Origin of the sequence: Leucobacter chironomi DSM 19883 (genome assembly GCF_000421845.1) — a bacterium.
Lineage (GTDB): Bacteria > Actinomycetota > Actinomycetes > Actinomycetales > Microbacteriaceae > Leucobacter > Leucobacter chironomi.
In genome coordinates, this window is record NZ_ATXU01000004.1 from 34,263 (window position 1) to 50,255 (window position 15,993).

General features: G+C 70.6%; 14 protein-coding genes. 12 read left to right on the top strand and 2 right to left on the bottom strand.

Features of this window, described 5'->3' with window-relative positions:
• The first annotated feature begins 7 nt into the window (after positions 1-7).
• A complete protein-coding gene (gene murJ, locus H629_RS0105245) occupies positions 8-1,600 on the top strand; it encodes a murein biosynthesis integral membrane protein MurJ (protein ID WP_029746598.1) in 1,593 nt (530 codons plus the stop codon).
• 54 nt (positions 1,601-1,654) lie between these two features.
• Here the strand turns inward: murJ and H629_RS0105250 are convergent, their stop codons facing one another.
• Positions 1,655-2,758 (bottom strand): lipid II:glycine glycyltransferase FemX, encoded by a 1,104-nt coding sequence (locus H629_RS0105250; RefSeq protein ID WP_024356251.1) that lies wholly within the window; start codon positions 2,756-2,758, stop codon positions 1,655-1,657.
• Positions 2,759-2,858: 100 nt separating this feature from the next.
• On the opposite strand from H629_RS0105250, the gene H629_RS0105255 reads away from it, so the two are divergent.
• From H629_RS0105255 to dapF, 11 genes are all read left to right on the top strand, one after another.
• Entirely contained in the window at positions 2,859-5,768 is a 2,910-nt protein-coding gene (locus H629_RS0105255; protein WP_024356252.1) for an FtsK/SpoIIIE family DNA translocase, read from the top strand.
• Between the two features lie 37 nt (positions 5,769-5,805).
• Positions 5,806-6,402: a CDP-diacylglycerol--glycerol-3-phosphate 3-phosphatidyltransferase gene (gene pgsA / locus H629_RS0105260; RefSeq protein WP_024356253.1), complete on the top strand. Its 597-nt coding sequence runs from the start codon at positions 5,806-5,808 to the stop codon at positions 6,400-6,402.
• The gene (locus H629_RS0105265) at positions 6,399-6,968 is read left to right on the top strand and encodes a CinA family protein (protein WP_024356254.1); all 570 of its coding nucleotides are present in this window, start codon (positions 6,399-6,401) and stop codon (positions 6,966-6,968) included. The genes pgsA and H629_RS0105265 overlap by 4 nt, the downstream gene beginning before the upstream one ends.
• 157 nt (positions 6,969-7,125) lie before the next feature.
• The gene (locus tag H629_RS0105270) at positions 7,126-7,446 is read left to right on the top strand and encodes a helix-turn-helix domain-containing protein (RefSeq protein ID WP_024356255.1); all 321 of its coding nucleotides are present in this window, start codon (positions 7,126-7,128) and stop codon (positions 7,444-7,446) included.
• 6 nt (positions 7,447-7,452) lie between these two features.
• Positions 7,453-7,674 carry a DUF3046 domain-containing protein gene (locus H629_RS0105275; protein WP_024356256.1) on the top strand — a complete coding sequence of 74 codons (222 nt, stop codon included), beginning with the start codon at positions 7,453-7,455 and terminating at the stop codon, positions 7,672-7,674.
• Positions 7,675-7,938: 264 nt separating this feature from the next.
• Positions 7,939-9,033, top strand: coding sequence for a recombinase RecA (gene recA, locus H629_RS0105280; protein WP_240471049.1), 1,095 nt, complete (start codon positions 7,939-7,941; stop codon positions 9,031-9,033).
• A gap of 4 nt (positions 9,034-9,037) precedes the next feature.
• A complete protein-coding gene (locus H629_RS14460; RefSeq protein ID WP_152485648.1) occupies positions 9,038-9,907 on the top strand; it encodes a regulatory protein RecX in 870 nt (289 codons plus the stop codon).
• A gap of 69 nt (positions 9,908-9,976) precedes the next feature.
• Positions 9,977-11,524: a tRNA (N6-isopentenyl adenosine(37)-C2)-methylthiotransferase MiaB gene (gene miaB / locus H629_RS0105295; protein WP_024356259.1), complete on the top strand. Its 1,548-nt coding sequence runs from the start codon at positions 9,977-9,979 to the stop codon at positions 11,522-11,524.
• A gap of 66 nt (positions 11,525-11,590) precedes the next feature.
• Positions 11,591-12,499 (top strand): tRNA (adenosine(37)-N6)-dimethylallyltransferase MiaA, encoded by a 909-nt coding sequence (gene miaA, locus H629_RS0105300; protein ID WP_029746601.1) that lies wholly within the window; start codon positions 11,591-11,593, stop codon positions 12,497-12,499.
• Between the two features lie 73 nt (positions 12,500-12,572).
• Entirely contained in the window at positions 12,573-13,865 is a 1,293-nt protein-coding gene (locus H629_RS0105305; protein ID WP_240471051.1) for a GNAT family N-acetyltransferase, read from the top strand.
• Between the two features lie 37 nt (positions 13,866-13,902).
• Positions 13,903-14,796 carry a diaminopimelate epimerase gene (dapF, locus tag H629_RS0105310; protein ID WP_024356262.1) on the top strand — a complete coding sequence of 298 codons (894 nt, stop codon included), beginning with the start codon at positions 13,903-13,905 and terminating at the stop codon, positions 14,794-14,796.
• A gap of 75 nt (positions 14,797-14,871) precedes the next feature.
• Here dapF and H629_RS14465 read toward each other — a convergent pair whose 3' ends face one another.
• Complete coding sequence (locus H629_RS14465) at positions 14,872-15,837, bottom strand: LysR family transcriptional regulator (protein WP_024356263.1); 966 nt, start codon at positions 15,835-15,837, stop codon at positions 14,872-14,874.
• Positions 15,838-15,993 lie beyond the last annotated feature (156 nt).

Here is a 15,993-nt window from a genome sequence, read left to right on the forward strand (position 1 = left end):
GGGGATCATGCGCGCGAGCGCGGTGATGGCCGCGGGCACGATCCTGTCCCGCATCCTCGGCCTCGCGAAGGTCGTGGTGCTGGCGGCGGCGATCGGCCAGACCGCATCGGTCTCGGCCGACGCCTTCGCGAACGGCAACATGCTGCCGAACACGGTGTACACGATCCTGCTGGGCGGCATGCTCAATGCGGTGCTCGTGCCGCAGATCGTGAAGGCCGCGAGGAACCCCGACGGCGGCGCCGGCTACATCAACAAGGTGCTCACCTTCGTGATCGTCGCGCTGACGGCGATCACGGTGCTCGCGATGGCTGCGGCGCCGCTGCTGGTGTTCCTGTTCCAGATGTCGTGGAGCGCGGATCAGCTGGCCCTGTCGGCGGCCTTCGCGTACTGGTGTCTCCCGCAGATCCTCTTCTACGGCGTCTACACGGTGATGGGGGAAGTGCTGAACGCGCGCAGCGTGTTCGGCCCCTATACCTGGGCTCCGGTGCTCAACAACGTCATCAGCATCGCCGGCATCATCGCGTTCATGGCCTGGTACGGCGCCGACCCGACGGGTGACCGCACCGCCGCCGACTGGACGCTGCCGGGCATCGCGCTGCTCGCGGGCAGCGCCACGCTGGGCGTCGTGGCGCAGGCGCTGATCCTGTTCGCCTCGTGGCGCCGGGCGGGCATCCGCTACCGCCCCGACTTCGCCTGGAAGGGCATGGGTCTCGGCGCGACGGCGAAGATCGCGAGCTGGAGCCTCGCGATGATCGTCGTGATCCAGATCGGCGGCTGGGTGACCTCGAACGTGGTCGGCACGGCGACCGGCGCCGGGCCGTCGACCTCGGCGCTCGGCAACGCCTGGCTCGTGCTCATGCTGCCGCACTCGGTGCTCGCGGTGTCGCTCGCGACGGCGTACTTCACGCGGTTCTCCGAGGCGGGCCGCGACGGCCGCATGGATGATTTCCGCGGCGACTTCTCGGCGTCGGTGCGGCAGGTGTCGCTCGTGATGGTGCTCGCGGCGGCGGCGATCTTCGCGGCCGCGTCGTTCCTGAGCCCGCTGATCGAGCGGGGCGGGCCGGTGCAGGTGGATCAGTTCGCGTTCGTGCTGCAGTGCTACGTGCTCTGCCTGGCCCCGTTCAGTTTCCTGTTCGTGGTGCAGCGCTCGTTCTACGCGCTCTCGGACACGCGCACGCCGTTCGTCTTCACGGTCGTGCAGCAGGCGGTGTTCGTGGTGTTGACGCTGCTGTGCCTGTTCGTGCCGCTCGACGTGCGGGGAGCCGCCGTGACGGTGGCGTACTCCGTCGCGACGATCGTGCAGGCGGTGCTCGCGACGGTGCTGCTGCGGCGCAAGATCGGCCGGATCGACGGGCGCCGAGTGGTCGGCAGCCTGCTGCGGTTCGGGATCGCGGCGGTGCCCGCCGCCGCCGCCGGGCTTGCGGTCACCTGGCTGCTGCGGAGTGCGGTGCCCGGTTACGGGGTGGCGCAGGCCTTAGTGTTCGCGATCGCCGTCGGCTCCGTGGTCGCGGCGGTCTACGTCGTCGCCCTGGTGGTGATGCGCTCGTCGGAGGTCGGCGAGGTCGTTTCGGTGCTGCGGCGCAGGCTCGGGCGGGGCTGATCCGGGATCCGGACGGGCGAGCGCAGATCCGGATCCGGATCGGGCGCCCGCGCCTCAGTACAGGCCGATGTCGCGGTAGCGGCGGCGATGCAGTTTCGCGACGACGCGCTCGCCGATCCGTTGCCAGACGCGATAGGCCGCGGGGCGCAGCACCAGGTCGAAGGCGCCGACGTAGTCGGTGCGTTCGCGCGCGAAGGAGAGCTTGAAGAGCCCGAGGCCGTAGGAGGGATGGTCGTCGGTGCTCTTCGCCCAGGCCGGAGCGATGCCGACGAGGTCGATCTCGGTGGCGCCCGCCTCCCGGGCGTCGAGCATCATCTGCCAGATGATGAGATTCGACATGCCGGGGGAGACGCGGTCGCGCTCCGATCCGCCGTCCTTGTAGAAGGCGCGCTTGCCGATGACGATCATGTAGCTCATGACGGCTGGGGTGCCGTCGACATCGATGGCGTAGAAGCGGCCCTGGCCGCGCTCGGCGAAGCCTCGCCACAGCGACTCGGTGTAGTCGCGGGGGCGCAGGGCGAGCTTCGCGCTGCCGCCGCCGACGAGGCGCATGAGGCGGTGCATCTGCTCGAAGGTCTCGGGCTCGGCGGGGAGGGTGCGCACCGTCACGCCGTCGCGCTGGGCTCGGCGCACCATGTTGCGGCACTTCTTGTCGAAGCTGGCGAGCAGTTCGTCGTCGTCGCGATCGAGGCGCACGATGGCGGTGCTCGCGCTGCCCTGGATCGCGGGGCGGCGGATCGCGCCGATGCGCTGCAGCTCGGCGGGCGCGGCGCCCTCGGTCTCGGCGGGGTCGGCGACCGCCACGGGGGGCTCGAAGGTGACTGCGAAGACGCTGCGCTCGTGGGTGCGGGCGAAGTCGCGCAGGGCGGTCATGTGCTCGGCGACCTCGGTCATGTCGGCGCCCGCCGGTCCGCGGGGGATGTACCAGAGCCGCCCGAGGAGGGGAACCCGCCGTTCCAGGACGAGGGCGATGCTGCGCCGTACGCCGTCGCGCTCGAACACGACGCGGCGGGTTCGCCAGGCCACGAGCTGCTTGGTCTCGGCGAGTGTTGAGGAGGCCAGGAAATCGCCTCCGTCGGGGTTCTCTGCGAGGAGCGAGTCCCAGTCGGCGGTTTCCTGGGCTGTCGCGTAACGGGCGCGAAGCGCGGGTGCACTCATGACGCACGAGTCTACCGTCCGCCCACGGACGCACTGTCCGAAACGGCGGGACTCGGAGCGTCACCTCGCGAATGTCGGCGGTCGAACGTACTCTCGTAGCATGGCCAGCAAAACTTCGTCGCGCGAAAAATCGGGCAAGAGCACGGCCCGGGGATCCCGGGCCGCGTCATCCCGTGCCACCGCGAAGACGCGGGTGCTCGCCGAGCCGGAGCCCCGCGAGAACGGGCTCGTGCGCGCCTGGAACGGGCTCGCCCACGCCATCGGCGGCGCCGCGCGCGCCTTCCGGCTCGAACCGCTCGCCCCAGAGGATCGCCGCGACGGCATCCCGCTGCTGCTCATGCTGCTCGCGGTCGCGGGCGCGGTGGTCGAGTGGTTCATGATCGGGCAGCCGGTGGCCGTGCAACTCGACGCGTGGTCGTTCGGCGGCCTGTTCGGCCGTGTGGCGTTCGGGCTGCCCATCATCATGGTGGGCTTCGCGCTGTGGCTGTTCAACCACCCCTCCAGCGTCAACGACAACCGGCGCATCGCGATCGGCCTCTTCATCGCGATCATGAGCGTGGCGGGCCTGTCGCACATCTACGGCGGTCGCCCGGCTCCGAGCGAGGGCATGCCCGCGCTGGCCGAGGCCGGCGGACTGCTCGGCTGGATGGTGGGCGCGCCGCTGCTCGCGCTCACGGTGTGGGTCGCGACGCCGGTGCTGTCGCTGATGCTGCTCTTCTCGGTGCTCATCGTCACGAAGACCCCGCCCGGACGCATCGTGCGGCGCCTGCGCGAGGCCTACGAGTTCCTGTTCGGTGTGACCGACAGCGGCGATGCCGCTCAGGCCGAGGATCGTAAGGCGAAGGCCAAGCGACGCGACGCGACGCAGTCGCAGCAGGCGCTCTTCGACCTCGAAGACCAGACCGAGACGGGCGACGGATCGCTGCCGTGGTGGCGCCGCAACTCGTCGGGCCGCGAGGAGGATCCGGCCTACGCCGATGACAAATCCGCCCTCGACTCCGCGCTCGAGCCGAGCGCACCCGAGGCGCAGAGCGACGGCGCATTCGAGTCGGCGCTCGCACCCGAGTCCGCCGATCCGTTCCCGGCAGGGCTGTTCGACGAGCTGGATCAGGCCGAGGCCGCGGTGCAGGCCGCCGGTGCGACGCGGGCCTCCGGGCTCGGCGACGACTCGTGGGACGATTTCGCCGCCGCATCCGCCGATCCTGAGCCGGCGCCGCCGGTCGGCGAGGCGGCGGACGCCGCCCCGTTCGCGGTCGCGCCGCCCCACGATCCGACGCAGCGCACCGAGTACCTGCTGCCCGACCAGGGCACGCTGGCCGCGGGCGACGCCCCGAAGACCCACACCGATGCGAACGATCAGATCATGGCCGCCATCGCGCGTGTGTTCGAGGAGTTCAAGGTCGACGCACGCGTGAGCGGCTTCTCGCGGGGACCGACGGTGACCCAGTACGAGGTCGAGCTCGGGCCGGGCGTCAAAGTCGAGAAGGTCACGGCGCTGTCGAAGAACCTCTCGTACGCGGTGGCCTCGAACGAGGTGCGCATCCTCTCGCCGATCCCCGGCAAGAGCGCGATCGGCATCGAGATCCCGAACAAGGATCGCGAGAACGTGGCCCTCGGCGACGTGCTGCGCTCGAACCGCGCGCAGCGCAGCCCGCACCCCATGACGATCGGCGTCGGCAAAGACGTGAAGGGCGGCTTCGTCGTCGCCAACCTGGCGAAGATGCCGCACCTGCTCGTCGCGGGTGCCACCGGCTCGGGCAAGTCGAGCTTCATCAACTCGATGATCACCAGTATCCTCATGCGGGCCACCCCCGCCGAGGTGCGCATGGTGCTCGTCGACCCGAAGCGCGTCGAGCTCACCGTCTACCAGGGCGTGCCGCACCTGATCACCCCCATCATCACGAATCCGAAGAAGGCGGCCGAGGCGCTGCAGTGGGTCGTGAAAGAGATGGACATGCGCTACGACGACCTGGCCAGCTTCGGGTTCCGGCACATCGACGACTTCAACGAGGCCGTGCGCTCGGGATCGATCGTGCTGCCCGCCGGCAGCCAGCGAGTGCTCAAGCCCTACCCCTACCTGCTCGTGGTGGTCGATGAGCTCGCCGACCTCATGCTGATCGCCCCGCGAGACGTCGAGGACTCGATCCAGCGCATCACGCAGCTCGCCCGCGCCGCCGGCATCCACCTGGTGCTCGCCACGCAGCGCCCCTCGGTGAACGTCGTCACGGGTGTCATCAAGTCGAACGTGCCGAGCCGCTACGCCTTCGCGGTGGCGTCCGGCACCGACTCGCGCGTCATCCTCGACGAGGTCGGCGCCGAGCGGCTCATCGGTCAGGGCGATGGCCTGCTGCTGCTCAACGGCGAGTCGACGCCGATGCGCGTGCAGGGCGCCTGGGTGGGGGAGTCGGAGATCGCGAAGGTGGTCGCCCACGTCAAGGCGCAGGCGCAGCCGGAATACCGCCCCGACGTGGCGCAGGTCGCCGAGAAGAAGGAGATCGACGAGGACATCGGCGACGACCTCGAGGTGCTGCTCGCCGCCATCGAGCTCGTGGTCACCTCGCAGTTCGGATCCACCTCGATGCTGCAGCGCAAGCTGCGGGTCGGCTTCGCGAAGGCCGGCCGCCTCATGGACCTGATGGAGTCGCGCGATATCGTGGGGCCGTCGGAGGGGTCGAAGGCGCGAGACGTGCTCGTCTCGCCAGAGCAGCTGCCCGAGGTGCTCGCCAGGATCAAGGGCGGTTCGGCCGCCCCCGCTCCCTTCCAGCAGCCGGTCGTCGCGGAGCCGCCGGCCGCCCGGGCGGAACCGCAGCAGGCCCCGCCCACCACGCCCCTGCCGGGCGTGAGCGACGGCGAGCACGAGGCGGCGACCGACGTCATCGAGCCGCTCGCCGAGACCCGCGGCTTCGGCGACGACCGCTACGACGACCCGGTCGCGAAGTACCAGGCCACGCTCGAAGAGGTGGACGGCGACGACGACGAAGACGCCTGGCAGTTGACCGGCCGCGAATGATCGCGGTCGGCCGTCGGCGAGCGAACACGAGGAAGAGATGACCGCACAGGATTCACCGGCGAAGCCGAGCAACTGGAACGCCCCCAACATCATCACGGCCGCGCGCATCGTCGCGACGCCGTTCTTCCTCTGGATGCTGCTGGCGGACGGCGGCGATGGCGGGCCGCTGCGCTGGGCCTCCGCGGTGTTCTTCGTCGTCGCGATCGCCACGGACGCCTGGGACGGGCACCTCGCGCGATCCCGAGGCCTGATCACCGATCTCGGCAAGCTGCTCGATCCCATCGCCGACAAGGCCCTCACCGGGGCCGCGCTCGTCGGGCTCTCGATCTTGGGCGAGCTGCCGTGGTGGATCACGATCGTGGTGCTGGTGCGCGAGATCGGCATCACCGTGCACCGCCTCATGATCGCGCACGACGTCGTGGTCGCCGCGGCCTGGATGGGCAAGCTCAAGACGGTGGTGCAGGCGGTTGCGATCACGCTCGCGCTGCTGCCGCTCGCAGCGGTGCTCGGCCCGGCCGCGCCGGTCGCCTACTGGGCGAACGTGCTCAGCATGACCGCGGCGGTGGTGCTCACGATCGTCAGCGGCATCGACTACGTCGTGGCCTTCGTCCGGGCGCGACGGACCCGCCCGTGAACCCCGAGGGGGAGTCCGCGTCGCGAGTCGGCGGGGAGTTCGCCCGCGCGGTGGTGGAGATCGCGGTCGCCAGAGGCCTGCGTGTCGCGGTGGCCGAGTCCTTGACGGGCGGGCTGCTCGCCGATGCGCTCGTGTCGGTGCCGGGCTCGTCGCGCGTGTTCTCGGGCGGGGTGGTCGCCTACGACACGGCACTCAAGCATCTGGTGCTCGGGGTCGATGGCGAGCTGCTGCGGCGCACGGGGCCTGTTGACGGCGAGGTGGCCATGCAGATGGCGAGCGGCGTGCGGCGCGTCTGCGCCGTGCCGCGCGAGCCGGGCGGTGCGGCGCTGCCGGCGGATATCGGGATCGCGACGACAGGCGTCGCCGGCCCCGAGCCGGATCCGCAGACGGGGCAGCCTGTCGGCACGGTGTGGATCGGGCTGAGCATGGGGGAGCGCGCCCGCACCGTCGAGTTGGCGCTCTCGGGCGATCGGGGTGAGATCCGCCGCGACTCCGTGTCGGCGGCCCTCGGTCTGCTGCTCGCGGAGCTGCGCGGCCTCTCCGATACTGAACTTGAGTCCGACTGACTCAAGTTCAGCAAAGTTTCAGGAATAGGCGCGGTAGTGTCGGGGTTATTCCCAGTGACTCCCTCCACACTGGAGGGGCGTCCCCGCCGTGGCGGCTTGCCGATGAGCGGGTATTGTGGAGGCATGACCCCGGGTCGTGCAGTGAAGGAGGGTTCACATGGTGCTGATGCGTCAGGAGATCGGCGACGTACTGCGTGACTTCCGCCTGCAGAAGGGGCGCACGCTGCGACAGGTCGCCGGTGATGCGAGTGTCGCGCTCGGGTACCTGAGCGAGGTGGAGCGCGGTCAGAAGGAGGCGTCCAGCGAGATTCTCGCCGCGGTCGCCGATGCGCTCGATACGCCGCTGTCGGTGATCATGGGTGAGGTGAGCGAACGTCTCGCCGTGGTCGAGGGGCTCGCGATGCCGCTCGCCGGTCGGGTGCCGGATACGGTGCCGGCCGAGCTCATGTCGGGGTACGCTCCCGAGCTGGTGTCGTAGCGCTTCGTGAAGCTGAGCGAGTTCCGTCGCGCCTGCGCCGCCGAGTTCGGTTCCGACTACGCCGGGGTGATGATCCGCGACCACTGGGTCGCCGCGATCGGAGGCACCTCCGCAGACGCGCTCGAGCGGGGCGTGCCGGCCCGCGATGTCTGGGAGGCGCTGTGCGCCGACCTGGATGTGCCGCTGGAGCGGCGCCACGGGCGCGGCCTGCTCGACCCCCGCAGGTGAGGGGCGGCGCGCTGGTGCGCGCGTGCGTGCGACACGCCTGATTCGCATATTCGAAAGTGTGTTCGATTCGTGGTAACTTCGTGCACAGGTAGCCGATTCGCCGACTTATCCTCAGATTCGCCGCTCGACCCGAGAATGTCAGTGGTCAGTCCTAGGGTGTGAAGCAACCGGATATCGATGCCTTGTCTGCCCCGTCGCCGGGGTCGAGACAGTCGGTAGGCAGCAGATCAGCGGCGTGGCCGCGCACATCGAAGGAGCAGGATCATGGCAGCAGCGAAGTCCCCCGTGGGCACCCCCAAGGATCGCGAAAAGGCGCTCGAAGCGGCACTCGCGCAGATCGACAAGAACTTCGGCAAGGGCGCGATCATGCGCATGGGCAGCGTCGAGCGTGCGCCCGTCGAGGTGATCCCCACAGGCTCGGTCGCGCTCGACGTCGCGCTCGGCATCGGCGGCCTGCCTCGCGGTCGCATCATCGAGATCTACGGTCCCGAATCCTCGGGCAAGACCACGCTCACGCTGCACGCGATCGCCAACGCGCAGCGGGCCGGCGGCATCGCCGCGTTCATCGACGCCGAGCACGCGCTCGACCCCGAGTACGCGAAGAAGCTCGGCGTCGACATCGACGCGCTGCTCGTGGCCCAGCCCGACACCGGCGAGCAGGCGCTCGAGATCGCCGACATGCTCATTCGCTCGGGGTCAGTCGACCTCGTCGTCATCGACTCCGTCGCGGCGCTCGTGCCGAAGGCCGAGATCGACGGCGAGATGGGCGACAGCCACGTCGGTCTGCAGGCCCGGCTCATGTCGCAGGCGCTGCGCAAGATCACGGGCAGCCTCAACGCCACCAAGACCACCGCCATCTTCATCAACCAGCTGCGCGAGAAGGTGGGCGTGTTCTTCGGCAGCCCGGAGACGACCTCGGGCGGCAAGGCCCTGAAATTCTACGCCTCGGTGCGCCTCGACATCCGTCGTATCCAGACCCTCAAGGACGGCACCGACGCGGTGGGCAACCGCACCCGCGTCAAGGTGGTCAAGAACAAGATGGCCCCGCCCTTCAAGCAGGCCGAGTTCGACATCCTCTACGGCGTCGGTATCTCGCGAGAAGGCTCGCTCATCGACTACGGCGTCGAGCACGGCTTCATCAAGAAGAGCGGCGCCTGGTTCACCTATGACGGCGACCAGCTGGGCCAGGGCATGGAGAATGCCCGCCGCTTCCTCATCCAGAACCCCGACATCGCGGCCGAGATCGAGGAGAAGATCCTCACGAAGCTGGGTGTGAACGGGCGCAGCGAGCAGGTCGAGGAGCCCGCCGCCCCGGTAGCCGCTCCGGCCGTCGAGCCCGAGCAGCGCGCGAGCGCCTGAGCCCGTGGCCGTTCGATTCCTGCCGCCTCCTGAGGATCGGCCCGCGGGCGGGGAGGAGAGCCGGGCGGATCTGGCCGAGGTCATCGAGCTGCGCTCGCTGCTCGGAGGCCGAGGCTGGGGTGAAGCGGGCGAGTCCGCTGCGCAATCCGCTGACATCGGTGCTGCAGGCGGTGCTGAATCCGAAGGCGGAGCTGAAACCGAAGGCGGAACTGAAAGCGAAGGCGAAGCCTGCACGGAGGCGTCGACGGCTGCGGAGCCGCCTGCGGGCCCGCGGCGGATCGTGAACATCGACGCGTTCCGTGACGGGTCGCGGGCCGCCGAAGCCGAGATGCCCGAAGCCGAGATGCCCGAAGCCGAGCCCGTCGAAGCCACAACCGACGAGAGCGACCGCAGCTCGGCGTACGACGACGGCGTGCGGGTGCTCGCACGCCGTGCCCGCTCGAGCGGCGAACTGCGCGATGAACTGCAGCGGCTCGAGCACCCGGCGCACGAGGTCGAGGCGGTCATCGACGAGTTCGAGCAGAGCCACTACCTCGACGACGCCGGCCTCGCCCGGGCGGTCACCGAGAAGCTCCGTGAGACGAAGCGGGCCAGTCGCGCGCAGATCCGCGTCAAGCTGCGCGAGCGACGACTGCCCGACGCGATCATCGAAGCGGCGCTCGGCGAGCTCGACGTCGACGAGGAGTTCGCGCTGCTGCGCGAGACCGCCCAGGATCGCGCCCGCAAGCTCGGCGGCCTCGACCGCCAGACCGCGGAGCGGCGCCTGCTCGGCTTCCTCGCCCGGCGCGGCTGGTCGGGGGAGCCAGCGATGCGGGCGGCCAGGGAAGCCCTCGACGGCGGCGCCTCCGGCGGGTCGGGCGTGCGGTTCCGCTGAGCAGCGCACCCTCGGTGCGACGCGCGGCGCTCGGATCGGCGGGCCGATCCGCGACGGTAGAATTCCCGCATGACCATCGCCACCGCCGAACCGACCGAGATCGCCCCGTCGCCCGCTGCGCTCCGGCCCGACGGCAGCCCCCGCAGCTACACGGTGCGCACCCTCGGCTGTCAGATGAACGTGCACGACTCCGAACGCCTCTCGGGCTCGCTCGAGGCTGCCGGATACGTTGCGGCCGAAGACGCCGAGCGGGCCGACGTGGTCGTCATCAACACCTGCGCGGTACGCGAGAACGCCGCCAACAAGCTCTACGGAAACCTCGGCTACCTCGCCGGGGTGAAGCGCGAGCGCGAGGGCATGCAGATCGCGGTCGGCGGCTGCCTCGCCCAAAAGGATCAGGGCACGATCGTCGAGAAGGCGCCCTGGGTGGACGTGGTCTTCGGCACCCACAACATGGGATCGCTGCCCGCGCTGCTCGAACGCGCCCGCCACAACCACGAGGCAGAGGTCGAGATCCTCGAGTCGCTCGAGATCTTCCCCTCCACACTGCCGACGAAGCGCGACTCGGCGTCGAGCGGCTGGGTGTCCATCTCGGTCGGCTGCAACAACACCTGCACCTTCTGCATCGTGCCCTCGCTGCGCGGCAAGGAGAAGGACCGCCGCCCGGGCGACATCCTCGCCGAGGTGCAGGCTCTCGTCGACGACGGAGCGATCGAGGTGACGCTGCTCGGCCAGAACGTCAACACCTACGGCGTCGAGTTCGGCGATCGGCAGGCGTTCGGCAAGCTGCTGCGCGCGATGGGCGAGATCGAAGGCCTGGAACGGGTGCGCTTCACGAGCCCGCACCCGGCCGCGTTCACCGACGACGTGATCGCGGCGATGGCCGAGACACGCAACGTCATGCCGTCCCTGCACATGCCGCTGCAGTCGGGGTCCGACACGGTGCTCAGGGCGATGCGCCGCTCCTACCGCTCCAAGAAGTTCCTCGGCATCCTCGACGCGGTGCGCGAGCGCATCCCCCATGCGGCCATCACCACAGACATCATCGTCGGCTTCCCGGGCGAGACCGACGCCGACTTCGAAGACACGCTGCGCGTGGTCGAGCAGTCGCGGTTCTCGAGCGCCTTCACCTTCCAGTACTCGATCCGCCCGGGCACGCCCGCGGCGACGATGGACGGGCAACTGCCGAAGGCGATCGTGCAGGAACGCTACGAGCGGCTGCTCGCGCTGCAGGAGCGCGTCTCCCTGGAAGAGAATCAGGCGCAGATCGGCCGCACCGTCGAGGTGCTCGCCTCGGTGGGCGAGGGCAAGAAGGACGCCGCCACGCGCCGCCTCTCCGGCCGCGCAGAAGACAACCGGCTCGTGCACTTCGCCGTTCCCGAGGGCGCCGAGGAGCCCCGCCCCGGCGACACCGTGACCGTGCAGGTGACGGCCGCGGCCCCCCACTTCCTCATCGCCGACCTCACCGGCACCTACTCGGTGCGCCGCACCCGTGCGGGCGACGCGTGGGATCGCCGACAGGCCGACAGCTGCGGCGTGCCCGCGCCCGAGGCGGCCGGTGCACCTCGGGCCGTCAACCTCGGGTTGCCGACGCTCCGCACCCGCGACGGGCGATGAACCGGCACATCAGCGGCGCCGCGAGTGCGTCGCGCTGCGGAGCACGGCACCCGGGCGGAGGCGCTCGTGACTAGGGAGCCGCGACTCTGGGCGGTCGTCGGCGCCACCGGCACAGGGAAGTCGGCCCTTTCGCTCGACCTGGCCGAGCGCCTCGCCGCGGCCGGGCGGCCGGCGGAGATCGTGAACGCCGACGCGATGCAGCTCTACCGCGGCATGGACATCGGCACGGCGAAGCTCCCGGTCGCCGAGCGGCGGGGGATCCCGCACCACCTCTTCGACGCGCTCGAACCGGGCGAGGAGGCAGCTGTCGCCTGGTACCAGCCCGTCGCGCGCGAGGCCGTGGAAGGGATTCGCGCCCGCGGCGCGGACGCGATCCTGGTGGGCGGATCCGGGCTCTACGTGTCGAGCGTCGTCTACGATTTCGCCTTCCCGCCGCGGGACGACGCCCTGCGGGTGAGCCTCGAAGCCGAGCTCGCCGAGGGCGGCGTGGATCCGCTGCTCGCGCGGCTCAAGAGTCTCGCACCCGAGACCGCCGAGGCCGTCGACACCCGCAACCCGCGCCGCGTGGTGCGTGCGCTCGAGGTTGCGATGCTCGGCGGCGACGCGCGGGTGACGCTGCCGGAGGAGCCCGCCCTGTGGTGCGCCGAGACCCGGATCGTCGGGGTGCACTGCGAGCGCGCGACGCTCGTGGAGCGCCTCGACCGGCGCGTCGAGCAGATGTGGGCCGACGGACTGCTCGACGAGGTGCGCGGGCTGATCCCGAACGGCCTCGAACAGGGGAGGACCGCGAGCCGGGCCATCGGTTATGCGCAGGCCCTCGCCGAGCTGCGCGGCGACGCGACTCGTGCCCAGGCGGTCGCCGAGACGCAGGCGCTCACCCGGCGCTATGCGCGCCGCCAGGTGAGCTGGTTCAAGCGCTACCCGGACATCTCCTGGGTCGACGGCCCTGCGGCGGGGGCACTGGATCTCGCCTGAGCGTTGCCGCGCCCGGCCTATCCAGGCACCCAGCCCATAGGGTGGAATCATGATGCAGGCAGATGCGCGGACCGTGGACCTAGACCAGGTCTCCTTCGATCGGCTTCGGAGCGGAGGCCTCGACTACCGGCGGGTGGACGCCTCCGACGAGGCCGCGCTCGACGACATGACCCGCGCCATCGCGCGCGGCTTCATCGAGGAGGATCCGAGCGAGGAGACGGTGATCGCGGCGCGCCCCGGTCAGGCGGGGCGACGGCTGGTGGGAGTCTTCGATCCCGCGAGCCCTCAGTCGGGGCTGCCCGTGGCGACGGTCGGCTCGTGGATCGCCCCCGTGACGGTGCCGGGCGGTGAGCTGCCGATGTGGGCGGTGAGCGAGGTCACCGTGGCAGGCACGCACCGGCGGCGCGGGATCGCGCGCGCGATGCTCGAGGGCGAGCTGCGGGCCGCGGCGTCGGCCGGGGTGCCCATCGCCGGGCTCACGGCGTCCGAGGCGACGATCTACGGCCGGTACGGCTTCGGGCCGGCCACCTGGCACACGCGCTGGTCCGTCGACACGCGCCGAGCGGCATGGGCCGGGGTCGAGCCCGAGGGGGCGGTGCAGTACCTCGACCGGGACGCCGCCGCGCTCGCCCTCGACGAGTTGCACGAGCGCACGCGCGCGTCCCGGGTGGGGGAGATCCCCGGCTGGCCGCAGCGCTGGCAGCAGATCTCGGGGGCGAAGCCGGGCGAGCCTCACGCCACCTCGGTCCGCGGTGTGCGCTACGTCGATGCCGGGGGAGTCCTGCGCGGGGCCATGGCCTACCGCATCGTCGAGTCCGACGCCGACTGGGCGCGGTCGCGCCTCGAGATCCGCCATCTCATCGGTGAAACCCCTGAGGCGCGCGCCGCGCTCTGGCGGTTCGCGCTGCAGCACGACCTCGTGGGCACGGTCACGGCCGAACTGCGGCCTGTCGACGAGCCGCTGCCGTGGCTGCTCGCCGATGCGCGGGCCGCGACGCAGACGATCGGGGATCACGGCTGGCTGCGGATCCTCGATCTGCCGGCGGTGTTCGAGACCCGCAGCTTCGCGGCTCCGCTCGACGTCGTGCTGCGCGTGGCGGATCCGCTCGGCTTCGCCGACGGAGTCTGGCGGGTGGAAGCGTCGGCCGACGGCGCGGGCCGGGCCGCCGCGGTGCCCCGGACCGGTGCGGAGCCTGAGGCTGATATCGAGCTCGGGGTGGCCGAGCTGTCGTCGCTCTATCTCGGCGGTGTCTCGGCGCGCTCGCTGGCGGAGGCCGGCAAGCTGCGCGGCGATGCCTCCGCGATCGCCCGGCTCGATGCGGCGTTGCGCATCGCGGGCGAGCCCTTCCTCAGCATCTGGTACTGAGCGCGGGAGGCGGAGCGCCGGGCCCTAGACTGGAGCGATGACCACCCTCGCGTTCACCAAGGGCCACGGCACGGGCAACGACTTCGTGCTCTTCACCGACCCCGACGGAGAGCGCCCGCTCACTCCCGAGCAGATCCGCTTCCTCTGCGACCGCCGCTTCGGTATCGGCGCCGACGGCGTGATCCGCGCCGTGCGCTCGCGCGCGCTCCCGGAGGGTGCCGCCTCCCTCGCCGAGGAACCCGAGGCCGAGTGGTTCATGGACTACTGGAACGCCGACGGCACTCCTGCTGAGATGTGCGGCAACGGCATCCGCGTCTACGCGCACTACCTCATCAGCGAGGGCCTCGTCGCTCCCGAGCGCCGAGACACCCTGCCCATCGGCACCCGCGCGGGCGTGAAGGACGTGCTCGCCGGGGTGTCGGGCTACACCGTCGACCTCGGCCGCTGGCGTCTTGCGGAGGAGCGGCTCGTCTCGGCAGCCGGTCTCGACGTCGCACGCCCGGGCCTGGGGATCGACCTCGGCAACCCGCATGTGGTGACGGCGCTCGCCCACGCCGGCGAGCTCGACGGGCTCGACCTGCACCGCGCCCCGGCGCTCGACCCCGTGCCTGCGCAGGGTGCGAACATCGAGTTCGTCGTGCCCGAGGATCCGCTCGTGAAGGACGGCGTGGCCCGCATCCGCATGCGCGTGCACGAGCGCGGCGTGGGCGAGACGCTCTCCTGCGGCACCGGCACGGCTGCGGCCGCGCTGGCGTTCCGGCACTGGGGCGGCGCGGGCATGCCGAACCACTGGCGCGTTGACGTGCCCGGCGGCCGACTCGCCGTTCGCATGTTCCCGACCGAGGAGGGCGAGCACGTCTCGCTGAACGGCCCGGCGGAGCTCGTCTACTCCGGCGAGATCGAGCTGCCGGAGGTGGCGGGGCTCCGTTGAGGCGGCGCCGTGCGGGCGTGTGCGCCCGGCTGCGGGTCGCTGGCGCGTCTCGCCCCGGATGCCCGCAGAGGTCGTCTATGCGGGGGAGATCGCATCCGCGAAGACCGCGCGGTCGGACAGTGCCGGCGGCGTCGGGTGCGTCAGCATGAGATCGACGATCGACTTGGCGGAGCCGCTCAGCGGGCGCGACAGCGGCCAGTTGGCGTAGACGTCCCGCACGGCCGCTGGGTGGGCGATCGGCCTGAACGCGACGCCCGCGCCCGCGAAGAGCGCGACCGGCAGCTCGGTCGTGAGTCCCGGATCTGAGCCGAACTCGACGAGCGCGAGCAATGACTGCGGGTGCCTCACACGGTGCGGTACCTCCGGGTATCGGCCGAGGTCGCGCCAGAACGGGTGCCCGAGCAGGCTCTCGGCCTGGAACTGCCCGGTCATGATGAGGCGCTCGTGCACGAGATCTTCGGGATCGACGGCTCGGTCGATGTCGGCGGCCCACGGGTGTCCCGGGGGGATCGCGATCAGGAATCGCTCGCGCCACAGCAGTTCGCCGCCGTAGCGCCGGCGCGACAGGGGCGGTTCGGCCTGACGCAGGAAGACGTCGAGACGACCGGCCTCGGCGGCGGCCTCCATCTCGCCTCCCGACATCTCTTCGAGACGGATCTCGATCCCTGGATGGAGGTCGCGTGCCAGACGCATCAGATGTGGAAGGTATCCGGCAGAGGCGCTGGGATAGGTGCCGATGACCACTGTTCCGCGATGGGGGCTTCCGTTCTGGCTCCGCAGTCGACGAGCGCCGGCTGCGACCTCGCCGAGCACGAGTCGTGCGTGCCTGATGAAGACCTTTCCGGCGGGCGTCAGAGCGACCGGACGGGTGCGCCGATCGATGAGCGGCCTGCCGAGAGACCGCTCGAGGGCTTTGAGGTGCCCGCTCACCGTGGGTTGCGAGAGGCGCAGTTCGAACGCGGCCTGCTGGAAACCTCCGTGATCCGCCACTGCGACGAAGGATCGGAGCCAGCGCAGGTCGAGGTCGATGTCTGTTCTCATCGGTGACCTTTCGTCCTCTGGCGTCCCCTGCTCTGACTATCGGCATATCTGATAGTGAGGATCAAGAATATCGCGTTGTGCAATAGTTCAGGGCTCTTTAGTGTCGATCTCGACGCGTTGCGGTGCTCTCGGCCCGCCCGCGCTTCCGGAGAAGGC